Source organism: Streptomyces sp. NPDC004065, assembly GCF_044903565.1.
In the GTDB taxonomy this organism is placed as follows: domain Bacteria; phylum Actinomycetota; class Actinomycetes; order Streptomycetales; family Streptomycetaceae; genus Streptomyces.
The window spans coordinates 17,305-41,503 of record NZ_JBJDQT010000026.1; the positions used below are offsets into that span (position 1 = coordinate 17,305).

The following is a 24,199-nucleotide window of genomic DNA, read 5'->3' on the forward strand; positions in this document are numbered from 1 at the left end:
CACCACCCGCATGAACGTCACCCGAGGCTTCACCGGGCGTCCCCGCGTCGACAATCCGGGGCTGCCGCCCGGGCAGTACGACGCGGGCGAGGACTGGCCCGTGCTGTCCGCCGAGGTCACCCCGGACCTGGCGGCCGGGGCATGGACCTTCCGTATCGACGGCCTGGTCGCCGAGGCGCGCGGCTGGGACTGGCGGCAGGTGCGCCGGCTGCCGCGGTCCGTGTACGAGGGCGACATCCACTGCGTGACCGGCTGGTCGAAGTTCGGCATGCGGTTCGAAGGCGTGTCACTGGACGTGTTCCTGGACGCGGTACGGCCGGACGCCGCCGCCACCCACGCCCTCGCCCACTCCCACACCGGCTACACCACGAGCCTGCCGCTCGCCGACCTGACCGGCGGGAAGGCCTGGATCGCGTTCTCCCGCGACGGCGAGCCGCTGCCCGCGGAACACGGCGGTCCCGCGCGGCTGCTGGTGCCGCACCTGTACTTCTGGAAGAGCGCCAAGTGGATCGCGGGCCTGACGCTCCTCGACCACGACGAGCCGGGCTTCTGGGAGCGCAACGGCTACCACGACCGCGGCAACCCCTGGGAGGAGCAGCGGTACTCCGGTGACTGACACCTTCGCACGCCCGGCCCCCTTCGCCGTGCCCGGCCGCATCGCCGTCGGAGAGCAGACCGCCGCGGTGTGGCGGACCGCCACCCTCACGGAGATCAGGCGGGAGACCCCGCGCACCGCCACGTTCCGCCTGGCGGTGCCCGCCTGGGCGGGCCATCTGCCCGGGCAGCACCTGATGGTGCGGCTGACCGCCGCCGACGGCTACGTCGCCCAGCGCCACTACTCGATCGCCTCCGCGCCCGACGACTCGGGACACATCGAGCTGACCCTCGACCACGTCGAGGGCGGCGAGGTGTCCGGGTGGTTCCACACCGTGGCCCGGCCCGGTGACCGGGTGGAGGTGCGCGGCCCGCTCAGCGGCTTCTTCGCCTGGCCCGGCGACCGGCCCGCGCTGCTGCTGGGCGCCGGCTCCGGCGTCGTGCCCCTGATGTCCATGGTGCGGTACCACCGGGCGCGGCGGCTGTCGGTGCCGCTGCGGATGCTGGTGTCCGCGCGCAGCCCCGAGGACCTCGTCTACGCCCGGGAGCTGGGCGCGGAGACCACACCCGTGTTCACCCGCGCGGCCCCGGCGGGCGTGCCGGTCGGCCGGCTGTCCGCCGCCCACCTCGCCCCGCTCCTCGAACGGCCGCCCGCGGGCGGCTGGGAGGCCTACGTGTGCGGGTCCAACGCCTTCGCCGAGCACGCCTCACGGCTGCTGGTCGCGGCGGGCCAGCCGGCGCACCGCGTCCGCATCGAACGGTTCGGCTGAGGCCGCGGCGCCCGCACGCGGCGTTCGGCTGAGGCCGCGGCGCCCGCACGCGGCGGGGACCGTGCGGTCCGGCCGGGGGCGTCACGCGCGGGCGGCCGGGACCGGGTCCTGGCGGGGCGCCGGACCCACGCCGTACGGTGTGCTCGTCCGCGGGCCCACGGCGTCCGCCCGTCCCGATGTCCCCCTTGGCGAAGGCGGTTCCCGATGGCCCTGTTCGACCTGCCCCTGGACGAGCTCCGCGCGTACCGCAGCGCGTCCGTCGAGCCCGAGGACTTCGACGCCTTCTGGGCCAAGACCCTCCAGGAGGCCCGCGAGCACGACCTCGACGCCCGCTTCGACCTCGTGGACACGGGTCTGACCACGGTGAAGGTGTACGACGTGACCTTCGCCGGATTCGGCGGGCACCCGGTCAAGGGCTGGCTGGCGCTGCCCGCCCGGGTCGACGGCCCGCTGCCGCTGGTGGTGGAGTTCGTCGGCTACGGCGGCGGGCGGGGGCTGCCGCACGAGCATCTGCTGTGGGCGTCCACGGGCCGCGCGCACTTCGTGATGGACACCCGCGGTCAGGGCAGCACCTGGGGCGGCGGGGGCGGCACCGCCGATCCGGTGGGCGCCGCCCCGGCGTACCCCGGCTTCATGACGCGCGGCCTGGAGGAGCCCGAGTCCTACTACTACCGGCGGGTGTTCACCGACGCGGTGCGCGCGGTGGAGGCGGCCCGCTCGCACCCGCTGACGGACACGGCGCGGACCGTGGCGGTCGGCGAGAGCCAGGGCGGCGGGATCACCCTCGCCGTGGGCGCGCTGGTGCCGGACCTGGCCGCCGTCGCCCCGGACGTGCCGTTCCTGTGCGACTTCCCGCGGGCCACGACCCTGACGGACCGTCACCCCTACCGGGAGATCGGCCTCTACCTCAGGACCCACCGCGGCCGCACCTCGGACGTGCTGCGCACGCTGTCCTACTTCGACGGGGTGCACTTCGCGGCCCGGGGCCGCGCGCCGGCGCTCTTCTCCACGGCCCTGGAGGACGAGACCTGCCCGCCGTCCACGGTGTTCGCCGCCTTCAACGCCTGGGCGCACGAGGACAAGGCCATCGAGGTGTACGAGTTCAACGACCACGAGGGCGGCGGCCCCCACCAGGAGGCGGCCAAGCTGCGCTGGCTGAGGTCGTACGCCTGAGCCGGCGGGTGCCGTGGGACTCCTTCCCACCAGTCCGACCAGTCGGTACGTTCGGGGGGCCGGGTCGTGGCGAGACGGCCCGTCTTCCGGTTTCCGAACGACCACGGAGGGCTCATGTCCGAGCAGGAACCGCAGGTCCACGGCCACTGCGACACACGCTTCGCGGCGGTGCGCACGGCGTTCGAGGAGAACTTCCGCGAGCGGGACGAACTGGGCGCCGCGGTGACCGTCACGGTGGACGGCGCCACGGTGGTGGATCTGTGGGGCGGCTGGGCCGACGCGGCGCGCACCCGCCCGTGGGAACGGGACACCGTGGTCAACGTGTGGTCGACCACGAAGGGGCCGACCGCGCTGTGCGCGCACATCCTCGCCGACCGGGGCCTGCTGGACCTCGACGCGCCCGTGGCCGCGTACTGGCCGGAGTTCGCCGCGGCGGGCAAGGAGAAGGTGCTGGTACGGCATCTGCTGTCGCACCGGGCGGGCCTGGCGGGGCTGCGCCGGCCGCACTCGCTCGCCGACCTGTACGACTGGGATCTGACCTGTGCGCGGCTGGCCGCGACCGAGCCGTGGTGGGAGCCGGGCACCCGGTCCGGCTACCACGCGCTGACGTACGGCTTCCTGGTCGGGGAGGTCGTGCGGCGGGTCTCGGGACTGCGGCCGGGCGCCTTCCTGGAGCGGGAGGTGACCGGCCCGCTGGGGATCGACTTCACCGTCGGACTGCCCGCGAAGGAGGCCGGCCGGGCCGCCGAACTGGTGCATCAGCAGGCCGGGGTCACCGGTGAACAGGGCGCCGCCTTCAGCCAGTTGCCACCGGCGGCGATCGCCGCGCTGACCAACCCGCTCGCCGGGGCAGCCGAGGCGAACACACCCGAGTGGCGGGCCGCCGAGATCCCCGCGGCCAACGGCCACGGCACCGCCCGGGCGGTGGCCGCGCTCTACGGCGTCCTCGCCGGCCGCGGCTCCTCCGACGGCCGGCGGGTGCTGTCCGCCGAGGCGGCCGAGCGGGTGCGCGAAGGGCAGGGCGCCTGCCGGGACCTGGTCCTGGGCGCGGGACTCCGGCACGAGACCGAGATCGGCCTGGGCCTGTGGCTCAGCGGCCCGAACGGCTCCTACGGCCCCAACCCGCGGGCTTTCGGTCATGACGGGTTCGGCGGCTCCTGCGGCCTGGCGGATCCCGAGGCCGGGGTGTCGCTGGGCTACGTGATGAACCGGATGGGCCCTCATATCGCCGACGACCCGCGGAAAATGGCTCTGATCGAGGCGGTGTACGGCGCGCTGTGACGGGCGGCGGGGGCGGCGCCTCCGGGCGGGTTTCGGCCGAAATGCGGAACCGGGCTTCCCTCTTGGTTTAGACCAATGTTAGACCTGGTGGCGCAACGAGCCCGCACGACTACGGTACGTCATCAACAGGAGGCGCGGCATGGTCCGCACCACCCCGCACCACTACACGGCGACGACCCCGGCGATCCCGGTCCCGGACACGGCGTCCGCCCCCGACAGGGCGTGCGCCCCGGCCGCGGCCGCGGAGCCGGTCCAGGTGCCCGCGGCCCTGGAGCCGGCCCGGCGGCCCGGGGCCCCGGGCCCGGCTTCGGCCCGGGCCGAGGCGCACGCCCCGGCGCACATACCCGCGCCCGTCCCCGAGCCCGTCCGGGTTCCGGACGGGACGGAGGAGGGACCGCTCTACTGGCGGGTCGCCACCAGACTCCTCGCCGAGCTGAACGACGGTGTCATTCCGCCCGGTGAACGGCTGCCCGGCGAACGGCAGTTGGCCGCGCACTTCGGGGTCAGCCGGGAAACCGTGCGGCAGGCGCTGGAGGTGCTGCGCCGGGACGGGCTGGTCACCACCGACCGCCGGGGCAGCCACGCCACACTGCCCGGGCGGCCCGTGGAGGCGCCCTCCTCGCTGACCTTCCCGGTGGGCGCCCGGGCCGCCGAGCCGGGCGCCTGCGACCGGGCCACGGTGACCTGGGAGACGCCGCCGCCGGAGCACGCCGCGGCCCTGGGGCTCGCCCCGAAGCGGCCGACCCTGGTGCACCGCTACCGCTCGGCGGCGGCCGACGGCACCGGGCTGCGCACGGCGGTGACCTCGTTCTCCGCCGTCGCGCTCGCCGAGGTCGAGGAGCTGGCCCGCTACCGCGACCGCGCCGACGGCTCGGGCGCCGCCCAGCTGCGCCGGACCTACGACTGGATGCGCCGGGCGGGCCTGACCCTGCACCACCGGGACTCCATCATCCCGCTCACGGAGGGCTCCTCGGTGCGCGTGACCCGCCGCGTCCACGACCAGTACGCGCGCCCGCTGGAGATCACCGATCTGATCGTGGACGCCCGGCAGGACGCGCTGGTCTACGAGTTCACGGTGCCGGCCGCGGGCTGAGCGGGGACGGGGCGGCGGCGCCGGGCCGTCCCGGCGCCGTCGCCCTGGGCAGCCCGCGGGCCACGATCACGCGGGCCCGCGGACTGCCGTCGTCCCGCCGGCCGAACTCGGGCAGCGCGTGGTGCTCCACATGGAAACCGGCCCGCTCCAGCTCCCGCCGTACGTCGCCGAACCGGAAGGCGCGGTAGTACATCACGAACGGCGGCCGCCACAGCGCGTTGCGCACCCGCATCACCGCGTCGAAGCCGAGCAGCGTCCAGAACGCCCGGGAACGGGGGCCCGGCGGGGCGAGGACCGGGAAGGCGAACACGCCGCCGGGCCGCAGCACCGAGTGCACCTGCCCGAACAGCGCGGGCAGTTCACGGGGGAGGAAGTGGCCGAGCGCGCCGAAGGTGACGACGAGGTCGAACGCGGCCGTGAACGGCAGGGCGCGGGCGTCCCCGCGCACCCAGGCGGCCGTGGGGCGGCCCTCTCCCGGAGCCTGTCCGGCGGCGTGTCCCCGGGCGTCCGGGGCGTGCTCCCGGGCATCCAGGGCGTGCTCCCTGGCGTCCGGGGCGTGCTCCACGGCGTTCCAGGCGTGCTCCCGGGCGACGGCCAGCATGCCGGCGCTGAAGTCGACCCCGGTGACCGTGCTCCGGCACACCCGGGCCAGTACGCCGAGCCCGGCTCCCGTGCCGCAGCACAGGTCCAGCCCGTCCTCGAACGGCCCGATCCGCTCCAGCGCCGCCGCCACGGCCTCCAGCACCGGGTCGGGGGTCCGGAACGGGGTGCGGTCGAACTTGGGCGCGAGCAGGTCGTACCCGTGCTGCACGGACGACAGCGCCTGGACGGCGAGTTCACGCAGGGTGGGGCCTTCGGGGCTGAACATCACGCATCAGCTTAGACCGCCGCCCGCCCCTGACGCCGGGTGCTCGATCCCTGACGCCCGGTGCCAGGGGTGGTACAGTGCGAAGAGCACCCGTGCAGCGCCTGTTCCGCGCGCCGGTGCTGGATCTCCTTCTCCGGGTTTCCTCCAGTTCGCTGATCCGTCCGCCGTCGTCGCGGCGCGTCAGCTTTCTCCCGTCACCTCGCCGGCCGCGTTCCGCGCCGTGTCCCGGGTGACGTTCCCGCCGCCAGAGGCCCCGGTCGCACGCCTCACCGCCCGCGGCCCGTTCCCTTCTCCCACCCCCCTGTGACTCGCGCCTCGGCCTCGCGCCTCGCGCCACCCGTCCGCGAAAGGACCCCCTTCATGACCACCACACTCGAACAGCGCCCCGTACGGCGGCAGCAGGCCCAGGCCGCCCGGCCCGTCAGCGGCGTCCTGGACGTCGACGCGAGCGGGAAGGGCAGCCTGCGCGGCCCGGGCCTGCTCCCCTCGCCCTCCGATCCCCAGGTCCCCGCGGCGCTGGTGCGCCGGCACGGCCTGCGCAAGGGCGACGCGGTCGAGGGGACGGCCGGTGCCGGTGCGCTGCGCTCGCTCACCGAGGTCACCCGCGTGGCCGGACGGGCGCCCGGCGAAGCCCACCGGCGCCGGCACTTCCGCGACCTGACCCCGCTGCATCCGGGCGAGCGGCTGCGCCTGGAGCACCCCGCCGCCGGTCTGACCGGCCGCGTCACCGACCTGCTCGCGCCCGTCGGCAAGGGCCAGCGCGGGCTGATCGTGGCCCCGCCCAGGACCGGCAAGACCGTACTGATCCAGCAGCTCGCCGCCGCCGTCGCCGGCAACCACCCCGAGTGCCGGCTGATGGTGGTGCTGCTGGACGAGCGCCCCGAGGAGGTCACCGACATGCGGCGCTCGGTGCGCGGCGAGGTCTACGCCTCCACGTTCGACCGGACGCCCCGGCAGCACATCGCACTCGCCGAACTCGTCGTCGAACGGGCCAAGCGGCTGGTCGAGGCGGGCGAGGACGTCGTGGTGCTGCTCGACTCCCTGACCCGGCTGTGCAGGGCCCACAACCACGCGGCCGCGGCGGGGGGCCGCACCCTCAGCGGCGGTGTCGACGCCGGCGCCCTGCAGGGCCCCAAACGGCTGTTCGGCGCGGCGCGCCGGGCCGAGGAGGGCGGTTCGCTCACCATTCTGGCCACCGCGCTGGTGGAGACCGGCTCCCGCGCCGACGAGTTCTTCTTCGAGGAGCTGAAGGGCACCGGCAACATGGAGCTCCGGCTCAGCCGCGAACTGGCCTCGCACCGCGTCTTCCCGGCCGTCGACATCGAGGCCTCCGGCACCCGCCGCGAGGAACTCCTCCTGTCCGCCGCCGAGTTGGCGGTGACCCGCGGGCTGCGCCGCGCCCTGCGGGGGCGGGACGCGCAGTCCGGCCTCGAGACCCTGCTGGAGCGGCTGCGGGCGACCCCGGACAACGCCGCCTTCCTCCAGCGCGTACAGCCGACCCTGCCGGGCTGAGGACTGCACAGGAGGGCTCCGCCACCCGTCCCGGCGGCCCGTCCCGCCGCGGGCCAGTGGTCGCGGCACTAGGGCATCCGGGTGCTCGCGCACCCCGTTCGGCCCCCGGCAGCGTCCCGCTTCCTCGGATCCCTTCCTACGTTTGCGATATGACGATCAGATTTGCTTCCCGAGCCGCGGTGTCGGCCTGCGCGCTGTGCGCCGCGGGCATGCTCATAGTGACCTTCCCTGCGACGGCCGCGACGGCCTCGGCGGGCGCCGATCCGGGCGCCCACGGCCGGCCCGCGACGGCGGTGCCGCGACCGGCGGTGCTGGAGCAGGAGGGCACCCAGGTCCGGCCGCACGAGGACGCCCCCGAGGTGCCCGAGGTCTCCGCGCTGTCCTGGCTGGTGGCCGACGCCGGCACCGGAGAGGTGCTCGCCGCGCACAACGCCCACGAGAAACTGCCCCCCGCCAGCACCCTGAAGACCCTGTTCGCCCTCACCGTGCTGCCGGCCTTCCCCGGTGGCGTACGGCACACCGTCACCGGCCGGGACCTGGCGGGCATCGGCGAGGGCAGCAGCCTGGTCGGGGTCGTCGAGGGGCACACCTACCAGGTGGCCGACCTGTGGCGGGGGGTCTTCCTCAACTCGGGCAACGACGCCGTGCACGTGCTCGCCGCGCTCAACGGCGGCTGGGAGCACACCGCCCGGCAGATGCAGGCCAAGGCCCGCGCCCTGGGAGCCCTGGACACCGACGTGGTCTCCCCGGACGGCTACGACGCCGAGGGGCAGTCGTCCTCGGCGTACGACCTCGCCGTGTTCGGGCGGGCGGGGCTGCGCAACCCCGACTTCGCCCGCTACTGCTCCACCGCGCACGCCTCCTTCCCCGGCGACGGCGGCACGTACCAGATCGCGAACACCAACCGGCTGCTGACCGGGGCCGACGGCGTGGAGCCGTACCCCGGGCTGATCGGCATCAAGAACGGTTACACCAGCAACGCCGGCAACACCCTGGTCTCGGCCGCCCGCCGGGACGGCCGGACCCTCGTCGTGACGGTGATGAACCCTCAGGAGGGGGACGGCCTGGAGGTGTACGAGGAGGCACGCGCCCTGCTCGACTGGGGATTCGACGCGGCGGGCCGGGTCGACCCGGTCGGCTCGCTCGACGCCCTGCGCCCGCCGACGCACGGACCGGCGACCGTCGCGGCGCCGCCCGTCGTCGCCAAGCCCCGCCCCGCCGCGCACACGGGGACCGACCCGGCCGCGGTCGCCGGAGCGGTGGCCGGCGTGGTCGGTCTCGGCGCCGGCACCGTGCTGCTCGGCCGGCGCCTGCGCGGCAACCGGCTCGCGCGCGGCTGACCGGCGCGGGGTATGCGGCTGACCGGCGCGGGGAACGGGCAGCCGGACGGACGGCGGCGTGTGCCGGGCGGCCCGCGCGCACGACCGGAGCGCGGTCGCGCGCTCCGGCGCCGTACGGCCGCGGCTCAGAACACCGACAGCCCGGTGAGCGTGGTGAAGCGGTCCAGGGCGGCCACGCCCGCCACGGAGTTGCCGCGCTCGTCCAGGCCCGGGCTCCACACGCACAGCGCGCACCGGCCCGGCACGACCGCGACGATCCCGCCGCCCACGCCGCTCTTGCCGGGCAGGCCGACCCGGTAGGCGAAGTCGCCCGCCGCGTCGTACGTCCCGCAGGTCAGCATGATGGCGTTGATCTGCTTGGCCTGGCTGCGGCTGAGCAGGCGGGTGCCGTCGGCCCGTATGCCGTGCCGCGCGAACAGGGTGGTGGCCAGGGCCAGGTCGGCGCAGGAGGCCGCGATCGAGCACTGGCGGAAGTACTGGTCGAGCAGCTCGGGCACCGGGCCGGCGATGTTGCCGTAGGACGCCATGAAGTGGGCGAGGGCGGCGTTGCGATCGCCGTGCGCGGCCTCGGAGGCGGCGACCTCCCGGTCGAAGTCCAGGTCCGGGTTGCCGCTCTCGGCCCGCAGGAAGGCCAGCAGTTCGCCCGCCGCGTCGCCGGTACGGGTCTGGAGGCGGTCGGTGACCACCAGGGCCCCGGCGTTGATGAACGGGTTGCGCGGGATGCCGTTCTCGTACTCCAGCTGCACCAGGGAGTTGAAGGGGTTGCCGGAGGGCTCGCGGCCCACGTGCTCCCACAGTTCGTCGCCCTCGCGGGCCAGGTCCAGGGCGAGGGTGAAGACCTTGGTGATGGACTGCGTGGAGAACGGCTCCCGCCAGTCCCCCACCCCGTACACCGTGCCGTCCAGTTCCGCGACGGCCATCCCGAAGGCGCGCGGGTCGCGGGCCGCGAGCGCCGGGATGTAGTCGGCGGGCCGCCCGCGGCCGCCGGACCGGCCGACCTCCTCGGCGATGCGTTCCAGGACCGGCTGGAAGGTCAGCGACGACGTCATGATCACCATTCTGCCTTCGGGCCGGTCCGGGTGCGGTGAGCGAATGCCATGGGTGAGCCGGAACGCCAGGGGCGAGCCGGGCCGGCGGTCAGGCGCGTGCGGTCGGGCACGTGCGGTCAGATACGTGCTCCGTCGGCGCGTGCGGTCAGGCACGTGCTCGGACGGGCGCGCGGGGTCAGGCACGCGCCCGGACGGGCGCGCGGGGTCAGGCGCAGGCCGGCAGGGACGCCGGGGCGAGCGCGGGCACCGGGCGGACCCGGCCGACCGGCCTGCCGCCGCCGAACACCGGCTCACCCGCGAACGGCTCCAGCAGGGCCGGGTTGACGCCGGCCCGGACCAGGGCGGCGGCGGCCACGGGGACGCGGGCCCGGTCGGCGCCGTCGGCTATCTTCACCGCGACCGCGCGGCCGTCGGGCAGCGCGGCGACCTGGACGCCCTCGAATCCGTCCTTGGCGAGCAGCCCGGGCACCGCCCGCATCAGCACGGCCACGTCCCGGCGCGAGCCGGAGGCCGTCTCCGGGTGGCGGCGCATCGCGTCGGCGACCCGCGCCTCGGGGGTGCCGGGTGCGGCGGAGGCGATACGGGCGACGGCGCGGGCCAGGCCGTGCAGCGAGACGGCGAACAGGGGCGCGCCGCAGCCGTCGACAGTGACCCGGGCGACGCGCTGCCCCGTGAGGTCCTCCACGGTCGCGGCGACGGCCTGCTGGAGCGGGTGGGCCGGGTCGAGGTAGTCGCCGAGGGACCAGCCGTTGAGCACGCAGGTGTGCAGCATGGCGGCGTGCTTGCCGGAGCAGTTCTGGGCGAGCCGGGAGGCCGGGCGTCCCTCGCGCAGCCACATGTCCCGGACGGCCGGGTCGTAGGGCAGGTCGGGGACGTTGCGCAGGTGGTCCTCGGTCAGTCCGGCCGCCTCGAGGATCCGGCGGGCGCCCGCGAGGTGGGCCTCCTCGCCGGAGTGGCTGGCGGCGGCGAGCGAGAGCAGCTCGCCCTCCAGCGGCAGTCCCGCCCGGATCATGGCCACGGCCTGCACCGGCTTGAGCGCCGACCGGGGGTAGAACGCGGCCTCCACGTCGCCGAGCTGGAAGGCGACGGTGCCGTCCGCGCCGAGGACGGCCACCGAGCCGTGGTGGACGCCCTCGGTCAGCCCGCCGCGGACGAGGTGGGCGACGGGGACGTGGTGGGGTTCGCGGACGGGGGGCGCCTCCGCGACGGGGGTGCTGTGCCGGGGGGTGCTGTGCTGGGTGCTGTACATCGCTGCCTGGGTCACGGGTGAGTGGTGGTGGTCCCGGGGGCGCGCGCTGTTCACGCGCCGCCCCCGGCGGGAGTGCGCGCGGAGCGCACGATGTCGGTGAGGGTGGTCCCGACACGGTCGAGATGGTGGGTCATGGCCTCGACCGCCTTGTCCTCGGAGCCTTCGGCCAGCGCCTCGAGCACGGCCCGGTGCTCACGGTCGGACTGCTCGCGCCGGCCGCCGAGCTCGTTGAGGAAGGCGGACTGGCGGGCCAGGGCGTCCCGGATCTCCTCGATGACCTTGCGGAACACCGGGTTGTGGGCGGCCTGGGCGACGCCGAGGTGGAAGAGGGAGTCCAGGGCGACCCAGGAGGTCGCATCGGTCTCCCGCTCCATGCGCCGCAGCAGGTCGGCGAGGTGGTCGAGGTCCTCCGGCGTGCGGCGCAGCGCGGCGTAGCCGGCGACCGGGATCTCGACGTGCCGGCGCACCTCCATCAGATCGCCGGCCGCGTAGTCGCCGAAGGTGGGGTCGCCCACCGCGTCGGCGACGACGAAGGTGCCCCTGCCGGTGCGCGAGACGGTCAGGCCCATGGTCTGCAGCGCGCGCAGCGCCTCGCGCAGCACGGGCCGCGAGACCATGAGGGTGCGGCACAGCTCGGCCTCGGAGGGCAGCTTGTCGCCGATCGCGTACTCGCCGCGCTCGATGGCGTCGCGCAGGTGGCCGAGCGCCGCCTCCATCGCGCTGACGCGCCGCGGTGCCGTGCCACCTGTCTGGCTGTCTGACAGGTTCATGGGCCGATTGTCGGCGCGCGGGACGCGCCTGTCAACGGCGCTCCCGCCTGCCGGCGCGCGAACGGGGTGCGAGGCCGGGACCGGCTTCGCACCCCGTGGGGAGTCGTCTCTCGCGGCCCGCTGGCGGGCGTCCCGCGGATGCGCTCGTTGTGTGCTCGGGCGTCGAGCGCCGGGCCGAGCACCGAAGGCCGGGCGCCAGGCGTCGGGCGTCAGGCGTCAGGCGTCGGGCGTCAGGCGTCGGGCGTCAGGCGTCGGGCGTCAGGCGTTGAGGACCCCGGTGCCCAGCAGGCCGAGCAGCAGGGCGCCCACGGCGATCCGGTAGAGGACGAAGGCGTTGAAGGAGTGCTTGGCGACGAACTTGAGCAGCCAGGCGATGGAGGCGTAGGCGACCAGGAAGGAGACGATCGTGCCGACGGCCAGCGGGGCCGCGCCCACCCCGGCGCCGAGGGCGTCCTTCAGTTCGTACAGGCCCGCGCCGGTCAGGGCCGGGATGCCGAGGAAGAACGACAGCCGGGTGGCGGCGACGCGGTCCAGGTCGAGGATGAGCGCGGTGGACATGGTGGCGCCGGAACGGGAGAAGCCGGGGAAGAGCAGCGCGAGGATCTGGGAGCTGCCGACGAGCATCGCGTCCTTGAAGGAGGTGTCGTCCTCGCCCCGCTTGTGCCGGCCCATCTGGTCGGCGCACCACATCACGGCGCTGCCGGCGATCAGCGAACCGGCGACCACCCACAGGGAGGCGAGCGGACCCTCGATGAGGGGCTTGGCCGCGAGGCCCACGAGGACGATGGGGATCGTCGCGTAGATCACCCACCAGGCGAACTTGTAGTCGTGGTGGTAGCGCTCCTCCCGGTTGGCCAGTCCCCGGAACCAGGCGGAGACGATCCGCACGATGTCCTTGAAGAAGTAGACGAGCACGGCGGCGATGGCGCCGACCTGGATGACGGCGGAGAACCCGACCACCGAGTCGTCGTCCACGGGGATGTCCATGAGCCCCTCGGCGATCTTGAGGTGGCCGGTGGAGGACACCGGGAGGAACTCGGTCACCCCCTCGACGACTCCGAGGACGACGGCCTGACCGACGGAGATGGCGCTCATGGGATCCAGTTCTGGGGATAGTTGGTCGACAGTGCTGTAGACAGTCTTACTACGTCCGGGTGACGGCGGGGTCGGGGCCGGGTCAGGGCCGGGTCCGGCCTCACACGGTCTGGGCGATCCAGGCCCCGGCGAAGGCGGCGCCCAGGCCGGCCGCCACGCTCGCGGCGGCGTTGGCGGCAGCGTAGAGCCCGGCACCCGTCTCGGTCAGCCTCAGGGTCTCGTAGGAGAAGGTCGAGTACGTCGTCAGGGCGCCGCACAGTCCGGTGCCCAGCAGGAGCCGCAGGTGGGGGCCTGCGGCGCCGGTCACCAGACCGAGGATCAGGCAGCCGGTGACGTTCACCACGAAGGTGCCCCAGGGCAGGGCGGAGCCGTGCCGGGACTGTACGGCACGGTCGGTGAGATAGCGCAGGGGGGCGCCGACCGCCGCCCCCGCGGCCACCAGCAGCCAGTTCACAACGACTTCTTACCCTCCGTGCCGGCCGGGGCGTCCGGACTGCCCGTTGCGCCCCGTTGTTTCCTCCGTGGTCTCCGCTTCGAGACGTGGCGGGTCGCGGCCGCGGCCAGCCGCCGGGTCGCCGTGGCGGCCAGCCACACCGCCGCGAGCGCCGCGCACAGGGTGCCGGCGAGGTAGGCGAGCGCGGTGGCGGTGTGACCGGAGCCGGTCAGCCGCTGGATGTCGACCGCGTAGGTGGAGAAGGTGGTGAAACCGCCCAGCACTCCGGTGCCGAAGAAGGGGCGCACCAGGCGGTGCGCGGTCCGCACTTCGGTGACGACCACCATGAAGACGCCGATGACGGCGCAGCCGGCGACGTTGGTCCAGAACGTGGCCCAGGGGAAGCCGCCGGGTGGCGTGGGCCACCACAGGGAGGCCGCGTAGCGGGCGGTGGCGCCGATCACGCCGCCGAGCGCCACCACCGCGACCACGGGCGCCTGTTCCCGCCGGGCCGCCGTCCGGCGCGGTGGATGACCCGCGCGCACAGCCGGGCTGCGGGTCTCGGGGGTCGTCATGCTCCTGTTGTCTCCTGCTCGCCGGGCCCGGACCGGTCGGGCCGCCGCCTCACGCGAGGAGGGACCGTCGGCGGCGCCGCGGTCGGCGAACGGCGGGCCCCCACCGCCGCGCCGCGCGGTGATCGCGGCCGCGCACCAGGGTAGCGCCGCGCCCCGGCGGGTTCACTCCCCGCCCCGCCACCCCACCGCAGCCGGACGGCTGCCGGGCCCCCTTTGGGCGGCTCCGGCTCCCCTGAGCGTCCGCCCGAGCCGGGCCCACGGCACCGGCACCCGGCGCGGAGGGGGCCCGGAGCGGGCCCGGGCGGGTTCGGAGCGGGCCTGGCGCGCGTCCGGTGCGGGCCCGAGCGGGGTCGGCGCAGGCCCGGCGCGCGTCCGGAGCGGGGCCGGAGCAGGCCCCGTGCGGGCCCGGCGCAGGCCCGGCGCGGGCGCGGGTTTCACTTCCCGCCTTGCCACCCCACCGCAGCCGGATGGCTGCCGCGGGTCCCCTTTGGGCGGCGCCGGCTCCGGCTCCCCTGAGCGTCCGCGCGAGCCGGGCCGCGGCACCGGCACCCGGCGCGGAGGGGGCCCGTAGCGGGCCCGGCGGGTTTAGAGCGGGCCCGGCGCGCCTCCGGAGCGGGCCCGGCGGGTTTAGAGCGGGCCCGGCGCGCCTCCGGAGCGGGCCCCGAGGGGGGCCCGAAGCCGGCCCGGCGCGGCCGGGCGGCCAGGCGCGGTCCCGAAGCAAGCCGGAGCAAGCCCGCGTCCGGAGCGCGTCCGTATCAGGCCCCGCGCGGGCCCGGCGCGGGCCCGGCGCGGGCCCGGCGCAGGCCCGGAGCGGAGGCCCGCGCGGGACGGAAGCCGGGTGCCGGACGGGGCAGAGACGCACAGGCGGCGGCGAGCACCGGTGCCGGGGCGGCGGGCACCGGTGCCGGGGCGGCGGGCACCGGTGCCTGGTCGCCGCCACCGGCGGCGTCGCGCGACCGCCGTTCCGGGCGCGCGGGGAGACGGGCGCGCGGGGAGACGGGCGCGCGGGGAGACGGGGGCGGTGGCGAGGTCACCGGGACGAGCGCGCGGGGAGACGGGGGCGGTGGCGAGGTCACCGGGACGAGCGCGCGGGGAGACGGGGGCGCTGGCGAGGTCACCGGGACGAGCGCGCGGGGAGACGGGGGCGCTGGCGAGGTCGCCGGGACGAGCGCGCGGGGAGACGGGGGCGCTGGCGAGGTCGCCGGGACGAGCGCGCGGGGAGACGGGGGCGGTGGCGAGGTCGCCGGGACGGGTGCGGCCCCGCTGTCCCGGGTCAGCGGCCCCGCCGCCCCGGATCAGACGGGGGGCGGGAGGGTGCAGACGGCCACGCCCGGTTCGTGGAGGCTGCCGAGGACGAGGTGGCCGTCGATCTCGCAGACGCTGGTCGCCATGCGGTAGCCGGAGCGGCGGCGGGTGAGGTGGTGGACGACGCGGCCCTCGTCGTCGACGGCCACCACGCCGATCGTGCCGGTCGGCCGGTACGGGACGCCGACGGCGACGCGCGCCGCGGCGGCGCGCACGGCCGGGCCGGCCCGGTGCAGGAGCTCCAGCGGGGGCACGCGCGGCCCGGCGAGCGCGACCCAGACCGGTCCGCTCTTGCCCGCCCGCCAGAGGTTGTCGGGCATGCCCGGCAGATCCTCGGCGAACGGCTCGGCGCGGCCGGCCCGCGGGCCGGTGAGCCAGTAGCGGGTGAGCCGGCGCGCGCCGGTCTCGGCCACGACGAGGAAGGACTCGTCCCCACTGGGGGCCAGGCCGTTGGCGAACTGCAGCCCGTCCAGGAGCACTTCGGGGTCGTCCTCGCCGGGGGCCAGCCGCAGCAGCCGGCCGGTGCCGGTGTGCTCGACGATGTCGCCGAGCCACTGCCGGAGCGGGTAGCGGCGCGTGGAGACCGTGAAGTACACGGTGCCGTCGGACAGGGCGACGACGTTGCTGCAGAACCGCAGCCGCTCCCCCGCCGCACGGTCGGCGAGGACCCGGACCACCCCGTCGTCCGGGCAGACGCGCAGCAGCCCCCGCTCCGCGTCGCACACCAGCAGGTCGCCGTCCGGGAGGAGTTCCAGCCCCAGCGGTCTGCCGCCGGTCTCGGCGAGCACCTCGACGCGCACCCGGCCCGGCCCGGTGAGACCGTCGAGCCGCAGGATGCGGCCGTCCTCGACGCCGGTGAGCACCCGGCCGCGGCCGTCGGCCACGACGTCCTCGGGGCCGCGGCCGCCGATCGCGACGCAGCGGCGCGGGACGAGAGCGCTGGGACGGTTCATGGGTGCCTGCCCTTCCGGTCGCCGGGCCGCTCATCCTCCCAGCCCGGCGCCCGGCCGGTGCGCCGTTTACCAGCCTTTCTCGAACAGCCGGGCCGTCTCGGCGATACGGAACTCGTCGCGCCGGTAGTACGTGCGCCGCCCGATCCGCCGGGTGCGCAGCAGACCGAGGTCGCTCAGCAGGCCGAGATGGGCCTCGGCGGCCCGGCGGGGGATCCCGAGTCCGGCGGCGACGTCCCGCGCCGTGACGCCGTCCTCGGCCGGATCGCCGCGCGACCACCGCGGGAAGGCGTGCGGGGGCGGATCGCTGAGCCACTCCAGGATCAGCAGACGCGTCCGGCCGGCGGGAATCTTCAGCATCGCCGCCTCCTGTCCTCGAAGCAGCCCCGTGATGACGTTCTCCCACTGTGCCGCAGCCGAAACCGGCGCGTGGGGGACTCGGCGGTCCCGGTCCGGTACCGGACGGCCCCTTCACGTCGCACGGCACCACCCGCACGTCGCACGGCACCGTCCCGCGGTCCGGCGTGCGCCCGCGCCCGTGCGACCGGCCGGGACCGGACGCGACCGCACGCGACCGGCCGCGACCGGCCGCGACCGGTCAGGATCGGAGAAGCGCCCCGCCGCGCCCCCGCCCTAGCGTGGAAGGGCCGACGCACCCCGTCGGCCCGGACCGCCTCCGGACCACCGTTGAGCGAGGAGCACGCCATGACCGCCGGCCTGAAGACGATCATCTACCCCGTCAAGGACCTCGACCGGGCCAAGGCCCTGTTCGGCGCGCTGCTGGGCGTCGAGCCGTACGCGGACACGCCGTACTACGTCGGCTACAAGGACGCCGGCCAGGACGTCGGCCTGGACCCGAACGGGCACGGCAAGGGCATGACCGGCCCGGTGCCGTACTGGCACGTGGACGACATCCGGGCGCGGCTGGCCGCGCTGGTGGAGGCCGGCGCCGAGGTGCTCGAGGACGCGCACGACGTCGGCGGCGGCAGGCTGATCGCCTCCGTGAAGGACGCCGACGGCAATCTGGTGGGGCTGCTGCAGGACGCCGCTCAGCAGGCCTGAGCGGGCGGGGCCGGCGGCGGTCCCGCGCGCACCGCGTCCGGTTTTCGATGCACGCGCATTAGCATGCGGACATGGGAGCGAACGCGGCCGGGCCCCGGCTCGGGGAAGTGTGGCGGGACATCCTGTCGGTGCACGCCCGGACGATGTGCGAGCTGGACCGCGTGCTGCACCCCTACGGCCTGGGCGCCAGCGACTTCGAGGTGCTGGACGTCCTGGCCTCCGAGTCCACCGGGCCGGGTGAGCAGTGCCGGGTGCAGAACCTGGCGGGCCGGGTGCACCTGAGCCAGAGCGCGTTGTCGCGTCTGATCGGCCGGCTGGTGCGGGAGGGCCTGGTCCGGCGTTCGGTGTGCGCGGAGGACCGGCGCGGGGTGTGGGTGTCCCTCACCCCCGAGGGCCGTGAGCTGCACGCCGAGGTACTGCCGTTGCAGCGCGCGGTGCTGGCCCGCACGCTGCACGGCTGGGAGGACCGGGAGGGCGCGGCCGGCCCGCCGCTCAGCGGGGCCGGGCCAGCAGGGTGCGCACACCCTCCGAGGTGAGCGTCAGACCGTGCGGGGAGCTGGCGTCTATCGTCAGCGACAGGTCGTCGGCCGGCCACTGGGAGGCGAGCGCCCCGAGCGGCACCATGCGGTAGCGGGAGACGAACGGCAGCAGCTCGGACATCTCCAGCTCGGAGGTGAACACCGGGACCACCGGCACACCGCCCGGCTGTTCCAGCACGGGCAGCGATACCGCCGAGGGGTCGGTGGCGTCCTCCTCGCTCGCGTCGTCGGGCACGGGGATCAGCACATCACTGCTGGCGAGCATGTCCAGGGCCGCCGCGTCCTCGGCGTTCTCGGCGAGGACGTCCAGCGCCCGCTGGGCGAGGGTGGCGGTGTTGTCGTTCGCGGGTGTCTCCATGGCGCATTCCCTGGTCGCGGCGGTCGTGCGGGCCACCCGGGCAGGCCGGCCCGCGGTGCGGCCCTGGACGCGTACCCGATCACACCCGGCGCAACCGCCGGGGATAGGGGGAATCGGCGGTGCTCGTGTGCGGGATCCGTGTGAGCGGCCGGAAACCGGGGTTACCCGGTGGGCGGCTGCCCGGTGGGCGGGTCGCCGAGTGTCACGAGCGGGACAGGGAGAAGGAACCATGGACGGCAGTACGAGCGCACGGGACGTCGTGAACGCCATCAAGGACGTGGACTTCCCGGCGGGCAAGGAGGAGCTGGTCGAGGCGGCGAGCCGCGCCGGCGCTCCGCAGGAGGTGGTCAAGGCACTGCGCGGCATTCCGCCGGAGCAGTACGCCAACCGCGAGGAGGTGGCCCGGTCGGTGCGCGTCGCCCCCGACTCGGATCTCGGGCTGAGCCCCGCACAGCGCGCCGAGCAGGCCAGGGAGGGCGGCCGGCACGGTCAGTCCCAGCACCTGCGCGAGGTCCCCAAGCCGCCGGTGCAGGAGGAACTGGAGCGCTGAGCGGGCCGCGCCCGCGGAGGTCCGGACGCCCGGAGGGCCGAGGGGGCGCCGGAGCCCCGCCGGCACGGACGCCGCCGAACGGGCGCGGGGGGAGGCCGCCGCACTTCGGCGCGGGGAGAAGGACCCGCGCCGGCGCGGGGGAAAGACGTCGCCGTGCCGGCCGCGGGGCGGAACCGGGCGGGCTCCCCGCGGTGCGCACGGAGAGCCCGGGGGAGCTCACTTCCGAACCCCTCTGCGTCTGGGTAACCACCGATCCGCCGCCGATGCGCACGGCCCCGGGCCGACCCGCTCAGCAACGGACCCGGCCTCGCTCAGCCCGCGCCGGGCCGCCCCGCTCGGCCCGGCCCGGCCCGCTCAGCCCGCGCCGGGCCCCCGCGCGGGCGGCACCGCCGCGGCCGTCGCGGGGGCGCCTGCCGGGCGGAACATCGGCAGGGTGCCGCTCAGGGCGAGCAGCCGTTCGCTCACCGGGCTCGCGGAGCGCACCACGACCGTCTTGCCCTGCGCCAGCGCCCGGTGCCGCAGGCTGATCAGGATGTTGAGGGCGGAGCAGTCGCAGAAGACGACCCCGCCCAGGTCGAGGTCGACCCCGGCGCCCGAGCGGGCCAGGGCCACGCGCAGCGCACGCTGGAATTCCTGGCCGGAGTCGAGGTCGAGTTCGCCGCGGACCGTGACGACCACCCGGTCGCCGGCCGGGCTGCTGTCGATCGCCGGCCGCGGCGCCGCGGGCGTGGCCGGCGCTCGGCCGCCGCCGTCCCGGGCGGCGCCGGCCCCGGGCGTGGACTGCGCACCGTACGCGGATTCCGCCATGACCGCCTCTCCTCAGAGCGCTCGTCCGTGGTCCGCTCCCAGGCTCACTCCCGCGTATGGAGAACGTCAAGATATACCGGAACCTTGGTTCCGGGTTTTGTATACACGAAAGGAACGCCCTAGTCTGGACGGCATGGGAGGAGCCCCTGAGCCGCATTCCGGGTGGACGTTCGTGACCAACCATGCCCGGGTGCTGGCCGCCATCGCGGACAACCACAACGCCCGGATCCGGGACATCGCAGCGCACTGCCGACTCACCGAGCGCGCCGTCCAGAAGATCATCGCCGACCTGGAACGGGACGGTTACCTCTCGCACACCCGGGAGGGGCGCTCGAACACCTACCGGATCGACCCCGGCAAGGTGCTGCGCCACCCGGCCGAGGCCGGGCTGACCGTGGCCTCCCTGCTGTCGCTGCTGGTGCACGCGGAGGCCGGCCGGCCGGCGCCGCCCGCCCCGCCCGCATAGGCGTACACCTGGGGTCCTTCCGGAGTGTCATCCCTGCTGCGGGGGCTCGCGGACCCAGCCGAGGGAGCGCTCGACGGCCCGCTTCCACGACTCGTACTCCCACTCCCGCCGGGCGGGGTCCATGTCCGGGAGCCACTGGGCGGCCCGGTGCCAGTTGCCGCGCAGCACCTCCATGTCCGGCCAGTAGCCGGAGGCGAGCCCGGCGGCGTAGGCGGCGCCCAGCGAGACCGTCTCGGACACCAGGGGCCGTACCACCGGCACGTCGAGCACGTCGGCCAGCATCTGCATCAGCAGGTTGTCCGAGGTCATGCCGCCGTCCACCTTGAGCTGCTTCAGGGCGAGCCCGGAGTCGGCGTTCATCGCGTCGACGACCTCGCGGGTCTGCCAGGCGGTGGCCTCCAGCACCGCCCGGGCGAGGTGCCCCTTGGTGATGTACGAGGTCAGGCCGACGATCACGCCCCGGGCGTCGCTGCGCCAGTGGGGGGCGAAGAGTCCGGAGAAGGCCGGGACGATGTAGCAGCCGCCGTTGTCCTCCACCGTGCGCGCCAGCGTCTCGATCTCGGGGGCGGAGTTGATCATGCCGAGCCGGTCGCGGAACCACTGCACCAGCGACCCCGTGACGGCCATCGGGCCCTCCAGGGCGTAGACCGTGGGCTGGTTGGCGATCTTGTAGGCGACCGTGGTGAGCAGCCCGTGCCGGGAGCGCACCAGGTCGGTGCCGGTGTTCATGACCAGGAAGCTGCCGGTGCCGTAGGTGCACTTGGCCTCGCCCGGTGAGAAGCAGGTCTGCCCGAACAGGGCGGCCTGCTGGTCGCCGAGGGCGGCGGTGATGCGCACGCCGGGGAGCAGGGTGCGGGCCTCGCCGTAGCTCTCGGCCGAGGAGCGGATCTCCGGGAGCAGCTCGCGCGGCACCCCGAAGAAGTCGAGCAGTTCCGGGTCCCAGGTGAGGGTGCGGATGTTGACGAGCATGGTGCGGCTGGCGTTGGTGGGGTCGGTGATGTGCAGTCCGCCGTCCGTGCCGCCGGTGAGGTTCCAGATCAGCCAGCTCTCGATGGTGCCGAACAGCACCTCGCCGTCCCGGGCGCGCTTCTCCAGGCCCTCCACGTGCTCGAACAGCCAGCGGATCCGGGGGGCTGAGAAGTAGGTGGAGGGCGGCAGGCCGCAGCGGTCGAGGAAGAACTCGTCCCCGGGCCGGTCCCTGAGCGCGTCGACGAGCGGGGCGGTGCGGGTGTCCTGCCAGACGATCGCCCGCCCGATCGGCTCGCCGGTACGGGGGTCCCACAGCACCGTCGTCTCACGCTGGTTGGCGATCCCGATGGCCGCGATGTGCCCGGCGTCGACGCCGGCGCCCGCCAGCGCCTCGGGCACGATGCGCTGCAGGTTGCGCCAGATCTCGACGGCGTCGTGCTCGACCCAGCCGGGGCGCGGGAAGTGCTGCTGGTGCTCGCGCTGGGCGACCGACACCAGCCGGCCCCGGTGGTCGAACAGGATGCATCGGGTGGACGTGGTGCCCTGGTCGATGGACATCACATACCGCTCAACCATGATCGGACCTGCCTTCCGGCGCGTCGCGCGGGCGGGGAACCTCAGAGGTCTACCAGCGGGCCGCCCCCAGATCCCGGGAGATCGCCCGTGCGGCCTCCCGCAGCAGGACGATCAGCGCGGGCACCGGCCGCCCCCGGGTGTCGCAGATCCGCTCGACGGGTCCGGACAGCCCGATGGCGCCCACGACCAGGCCGCCGTGCCCGCGGATCGGGGCGGCGATCCCGGCGTCCCCCATGCTCATCTCCTGCACCTCCGCACCCCAACCCAGCTCCCGGATCTCGGCGAGCGCCCGGTTGAGGTCCTCCGGAGCGACCAGGGTGTGCCGGGTGTACGCGGCGAGGCCCTCCTCCGGGCGCGGTTCGAGAGTGGCGGTGCCGTAGGCGAGCAGGACCTTGCCGAGGGAGGAGGCGTGCAGCGGCAGCAGCGCGCCGACGTCGAGGGTCTGCAGGGTGTCGTCCGGCCGGAAGACGTGGTGGATGACGAGGACCTGGCCCTCCAGCGGGGTGCCCAGCCGCACCGCCTCGCCGCTGCGGGCGGCGAGCGCGTCCGCCCAGTTGATGGAGCGCGAGCGCAGTTCGTTGACGTCGAGATAGCTGGTGCCCAGGTGCAGCAGCGCGGCGCCGAGCTGGTACTTTCCGGTGGCCTCGTCCTGCTCGACGAAGTCCACGTGCTGCAGTGTGCGTAGGATGCCGTGGGCGGTGCCCTTGGCCAGCCCGAGGGACGACGCCACCTCGCCCAGGCCCAGCCTGCGGGGACCGCCGGCGAGCAGGCGCAGGATCGCCGCCGCTCGCTCGATGGACTGGACGGGTCCGGCCATGGACAAATCTTAGCCCGATTTGTCCTGATGGGGACTGGCGTTCGGCAATGCCGACCGGGATTCATTGACCCCCGGTGCATTCGTTCCATAGCGTCCCGTGTTGCGCCATTGCCGCGCCCAAGCCGCCCGGAGGAGGAGGGGCACATGACCCTAGCGCCGCTCGACGCAGCGCCTCGCACGGAAGCCGCCCACGGCTTTCCGCTGCCCCACGCCCCTGGGGGCGTCTCCGCCGTGCGCCGCCGCGTCAGCGCGGTGCTCTGCGACTGGAACCTGCCCGCCGAGGCCGCCGACGACGTCCTGCTGGTGGTCTCCGAGCTGGTCACCAACGCGCTCGTGCACGCCCGGCCGCCCGCCGTCCTGCACCTGTGGCGGGTCCCGGCCGACGGCTGCGCCGTGGTGCGCGTGGAGGTCACCGACCAGGGCGCCGCGGTCCTCCCCGGGCCGTCCTCCTCGCCCGACCCGGACGAGCACGGCCGCGGCCTGGGCATCGTCAACGCGCTGTCCGCCCGCTGCGGCGTACGGCGCGACCCCGGTGGCACGAGCCGGTGGGCGGAGGTCCTCGCAGGCTGAGCCGCTCCCGCCCGTCCCCTCCCCTTCCCCCAGCCGGCCGGACCACGAGCACGCAGGCCGCGGGTCGGCCGACGCGAGGCAGTCAGGTCCGTATGTCTTGACATGAATACGGTGCGGCCCGCAAGGTGAGCCGCAGGGTGCGGACCGGAGGGCGCGGAGGGCAGGTCATGGTGAACACGCTGGGTGTCGCCGTCGTGGGTTTCGGCTGGATGGGACGGGTGCACACCCAGGCGTACGCCCGGGTGCCGCACCACTTCCCCGGGCTGCCGGTGCGCCCGCGCCTGGTGGCGGTCGCCGACGAGGTGCCCGGACGGGCCGAGGAGGCCGCCGGGCGGTACGGCTTCGAGACCGCGACCCGCGACTGGCGGGACATCGCCGCCGACCCCCGGGTGGAGGCCGTCAGCGTCACGGCGCCGAACTTCCTGCACCGCGAGATCGGCGTCGCCATGGCCGAGGCCGGCAAGCACCTGTGGATCGAGAAGCCCGTGGGCCTGACCGCCGGGGACGCCCGCGCGGTCGCCGACGCCGCCGCCAAGGCGGGTGTGCGCGGCACGGTCGGCTTCAACTACCGCAACGCGCCCGCCGTCGCCGCCGCGCGGGAGATGATCGCCGCCGGGGAGATCGGCACGGTCACCCATGTCCGCATCCGTCTGTTCAGCGACTACGCCGCCCACCCCGACCGCGCCCTGACCTGGCGGTACGAGCGGGAGCGCGGCGGCAGCGGAGTGCTGGGGGACCTCGCCTCGCACGGGGTGGACCTGGCCCGCCATCTGCTCGGCGAGATCGTCTCCCTGGCCGCCGACACCGCCGTGTTCGTGCCCGAACGGGCCCGGCCGGCCGGCGCCACCGCCGGTCACGCCCGCGCCGCGGGCGGCGAGCGCGGCCCCGTGGAGAACGAGGACTACGTCAACTGCCTGCTGCGCTTCGCCTCCGGGGCCCGCGGAGTGCTGGAGGCCTGCCGGGTCTCGGTCGGCGAGCAGAACAGCTACGGCTTCGAGATCCACGGCACGAAGGGCGCCCTCTTCTGGGACTTCCGCCGGATGGGAGAGCTCGGCGTCAGCCGCGGCACCGCGTACCAGGACCAGCCGGTCGCCACCGTGTACGTGGGGCCGGGCCACGGCGAGTACGCGGCCTTCCAGCCGGGCGCGGCCAACGCCATGGGCTACGACGACCTGAAGGTCGTCGAGGCCTGCCACTTCCTGCGCTCCGTCACCGAGGGCACGGCGCACGGCGCGACCCTGGAGGACGCCGTGGCCGCCGCGCGGATCCTGGACGCGATGGCGCGCTCCGCCGCCGGGCGCGGGTGGGTGAGCCCGGCGTGAGGCGCTGAGCCCGGCGTGCGGTGCCGCGCCCCTCGGCGTGCGGTCCCGCACCCCTCGGCGTGCGCGACCGGCGGGGAGCTGGTGTGCTGGGGCGGGGGTGACGTAC

26 protein-coding genes are annotated in these 24,199 nt (G+C 75.2%); 13 read left to right on the top strand and 13 right to left on the bottom strand.

From position 1 onward, the window contains the following. Positions 1–10 precede the first annotated feature (10 nt). From ACI2LW_RS24890 to ACI2LW_RS24910, 5 genes are all read left to right on the top strand, one after another. Positions 11–616, top strand: a complete 606-nt coding sequence (locus ACI2LW_RS24890; protein WP_404733411.1) for a sulfite oxidase-like oxidoreductase — start codon at positions 11–13, stop codon at positions 614–616. Then, positions 609–1,364, top strand: coding sequence for a ferredoxin reductase (locus tag ACI2LW_RS24895; protein ID WP_404733412.1), 756 nt, complete (start codon positions 609–611; stop codon positions 1,362–1,364). The genes ACI2LW_RS24890 and ACI2LW_RS24895 overlap by 8 nt, the downstream gene beginning before the upstream one ends. A 204-nt stretch (positions 1,365–1,568) precedes the next feature. Continuing rightward, positions 1,569–2,537, top strand: coding sequence for an acetylxylan esterase (locus ACI2LW_RS24900; RefSeq protein WP_404733413.1), 969 nt, complete (start codon positions 1,569–1,571; stop codon positions 2,535–2,537). A 114-nt stretch (positions 2,538–2,651) separates the two neighbouring features. Beyond that, positions 2,652–3,818 (top strand): serine hydrolase domain-containing protein, encoded by a 1,167-nt coding sequence (locus ACI2LW_RS24905; protein WP_404733414.1) that lies wholly within the window; start codon positions 2,652–2,654, stop codon positions 3,816–3,818. Positions 3,819–4,158: 340 nt separating this feature from the next. After that, positions 4,159–4,911, top strand: coding sequence for a GntR family transcriptional regulator (locus tag ACI2LW_RS24910; RefSeq protein ID WP_404733489.1), 753 nt, complete (start codon positions 4,159–4,161; stop codon positions 4,909–4,911). On the opposite strand, the gene ACI2LW_RS24915 is transcribed toward ACI2LW_RS24910, so the two are convergent. After that, a complete protein-coding gene (locus ACI2LW_RS24915; protein WP_404733415.1) occupies positions 4,889–5,779 on the bottom strand; it encodes a class I SAM-dependent methyltransferase in 891 nt (296 codons plus the stop codon). The genes ACI2LW_RS24910 and ACI2LW_RS24915 overlap by 23 nt on opposite strands. Positions 5,780–6,139: 360 nt before the next feature. On the opposite strand from ACI2LW_RS24915, the gene rho reads away from it, so the two are divergent. After that, complete coding sequence (rho, locus tag ACI2LW_RS24920) at positions 6,140–7,291, top strand: transcription termination factor Rho (protein ID WP_404733416.1); 1,152 nt, start codon at positions 6,140–6,142, stop codon at positions 7,289–7,291. 149 nt (positions 7,292–7,440) lie between these two features. After that, positions 7,441–8,631 carry a D-alanyl-D-alanine carboxypeptidase family protein gene (locus tag ACI2LW_RS24925; protein ID WP_404733417.1) on the top strand — a complete coding sequence of 397 codons (1,191 nt, stop codon included), beginning with the start codon at positions 7,441–7,443 and terminating at the stop codon, positions 8,629–8,631. A 125-nt stretch (positions 8,632–8,756) separates the two neighbouring features. Here ACI2LW_RS24925 and ACI2LW_RS24930 read toward each other — a convergent pair whose 3' ends face one another. The 8 genes from ACI2LW_RS24930 to ACI2LW_RS24965 all read right to left on the bottom strand — a co-directional run bounded on the left by ACI2LW_RS24930 (position 8,757) and on the right by ACI2LW_RS24965 (position 16,417). After that, complete coding sequence (locus ACI2LW_RS24930) at positions 8,757–9,689, bottom strand: glutaminase (RefSeq protein ID WP_404733418.1); 933 nt, start codon at positions 9,687–9,689, stop codon at positions 8,757–8,759. A gap of 196 nt (positions 9,690–9,885) precedes the next feature. Then, positions 9,886–10,929, bottom strand: a complete 1,044-nt coding sequence (locus ACI2LW_RS24935; protein WP_404733490.1) for an asparaginase — start codon at positions 10,927–10,929, stop codon at positions 9,886–9,888. Between the two features lie 50 nt (positions 10,930–10,979). After that, entirely contained in the window at positions 10,980–11,699 is a 720-nt protein-coding gene (locus tag ACI2LW_RS24940) for a FadR/GntR family transcriptional regulator (protein WP_404733419.1), read from the bottom strand. A gap of 258 nt (positions 11,700–11,957) precedes the next feature. Beyond that, on the bottom strand, positions 11,958–12,794 hold the full coding sequence (locus ACI2LW_RS24945; protein ID WP_404733420.1) for an undecaprenyl-diphosphate phosphatase: 837 nt from the start codon (positions 12,792–12,794) through the stop codon (positions 11,958–11,960). A gap of 100 nt (positions 12,795–12,894) precedes the next feature. Beyond that, positions 12,895–13,248 (bottom strand): fluoride efflux transporter CrcB, encoded by a 354-nt coding sequence (gene crcB, locus ACI2LW_RS24950; RefSeq protein WP_404733421.1) that lies wholly within the window; start codon positions 13,246–13,248, stop codon positions 12,895–12,897. Further along, positions 13,245–13,802 (bottom strand): fluoride efflux transporter CrcB, encoded by a 558-nt coding sequence (gene crcB, locus ACI2LW_RS24955; RefSeq protein ID WP_404733422.1) that lies wholly within the window; start codon positions 13,800–13,802, stop codon positions 13,245–13,247. The genes crcB (ACI2LW_RS24950) and crcB (ACI2LW_RS24955) overlap by 4 nt, the downstream gene beginning before the upstream one ends. Before the next feature lie 1,295 nt (positions 13,803–15,097). Beyond that, entirely contained in the window at positions 15,098–16,060 is a 963-nt protein-coding gene (locus tag ACI2LW_RS24960) for an SMP-30/gluconolactonase/LRE family protein (RefSeq protein WP_404733423.1), read from the bottom strand. 66 nt (positions 16,061–16,126) lie between these two features. Further along, entirely contained in the window at positions 16,127–16,417 is a 291-nt protein-coding gene (locus tag ACI2LW_RS24965; protein WP_404733424.1) for an ArsR family transcriptional regulator, read from the bottom strand. A gap of 345 nt (positions 16,418–16,762) precedes the next feature. Between ACI2LW_RS24965 and ACI2LW_RS24970 the strand changes: the two genes are divergently transcribed. Both ACI2LW_RS24970 and ACI2LW_RS24975 read left to right on the top strand, forming a co-directional pair. Then, positions 16,763–17,119, top strand: coding sequence for a VOC family protein (locus tag ACI2LW_RS24970; protein WP_404733425.1), 357 nt, complete (start codon positions 16,763–16,765; stop codon positions 17,117–17,119). A 71-nt stretch (positions 17,120–17,190) separates the two neighbouring features. After that, on the top strand, positions 17,191–17,655 hold the full coding sequence (locus tag ACI2LW_RS24975; RefSeq protein ID WP_404733426.1) for a MarR family winged helix-turn-helix transcriptional regulator: 465 nt from the start codon (positions 17,191–17,193) through the stop codon (positions 17,653–17,655). On the opposite strand, the gene ACI2LW_RS24980 is transcribed toward ACI2LW_RS24975, so the two are convergent. Then, the gene (locus ACI2LW_RS24980) at positions 17,612–18,016 is read right to left on the bottom strand and encodes an SseB family protein (protein ID WP_404733427.1); all 405 of its coding nucleotides are present in this window, start codon (positions 18,014–18,016) and stop codon (positions 17,612–17,614) included. The two genes, ACI2LW_RS24975 and ACI2LW_RS24980, sit on opposite strands and share 44 nt — an antisense overlap. Before the next feature lie 229 nt (positions 18,017–18,245). Between ACI2LW_RS24980 and ACI2LW_RS24985 the strand changes: the two genes are divergently transcribed. Further along, positions 18,246–18,566: a DUF2795 domain-containing protein gene (locus tag ACI2LW_RS24985; protein ID WP_404733428.1), complete on the top strand. Its 321-nt coding sequence runs from the start codon at positions 18,246–18,248 to the stop codon at positions 18,564–18,566. A gap of 354 nt (positions 18,567–18,920) precedes the next feature. Here ACI2LW_RS24985 and ACI2LW_RS24990 read toward each other — a convergent pair whose 3' ends face one another. Further along, complete coding sequence (locus tag ACI2LW_RS24990) at positions 18,921–19,373, bottom strand: STAS domain-containing protein (RefSeq protein WP_404733429.1); 453 nt, start codon at positions 19,371–19,373, stop codon at positions 18,921–18,923. A gap of 133 nt (positions 19,374–19,506) precedes the next feature. Between ACI2LW_RS24990 and ACI2LW_RS24995 the strand changes: the two genes are divergently transcribed. Then, positions 19,507–19,839 (top strand): helix-turn-helix transcriptional regulator, encoded by a 333-nt coding sequence (locus ACI2LW_RS24995; RefSeq protein WP_404733430.1) that lies wholly within the window; start codon positions 19,507–19,509, stop codon positions 19,837–19,839. 27 nt (positions 19,840–19,866) lie between these two features. Here ACI2LW_RS24995 and glpK read toward each other — a convergent pair whose 3' ends face one another. Then, positions 19,867–21,384, bottom strand: coding sequence for a glycerol kinase GlpK (gene glpK / locus ACI2LW_RS25000; protein WP_404733431.1), 1,518 nt, complete (start codon positions 21,382–21,384; stop codon positions 19,867–19,869). 49 nt (positions 21,385–21,433) lie between these two features. After that, complete coding sequence (locus tag ACI2LW_RS25005) at positions 21,434–22,201, bottom strand: IclR family transcriptional regulator (protein ID WP_404733432.1); 768 nt, start codon at positions 22,199–22,201, stop codon at positions 21,434–21,436. 144 nt (positions 22,202–22,345) lie between these two features. On the opposite strand from ACI2LW_RS25005, the gene ACI2LW_RS25010 reads away from it, so the two are divergent. Beyond that, positions 22,346–22,771 carry an ATP-binding protein gene (locus tag ACI2LW_RS25010; protein WP_404733433.1) on the top strand — a complete coding sequence of 142 codons (426 nt, stop codon included), beginning with the start codon at positions 22,346–22,348 and terminating at the stop codon, positions 22,769–22,771. Positions 22,772–22,938: 167 nt separating this feature from the next. Continuing rightward, positions 22,939–24,093 (top strand): Gfo/Idh/MocA family protein, encoded by a 1,155-nt coding sequence (locus tag ACI2LW_RS25015; protein ID WP_404733434.1) that lies wholly within the window; start codon positions 22,939–22,941, stop codon positions 24,091–24,093. Positions 24,094–24,199: the final 106 nt, after the last annotated feature.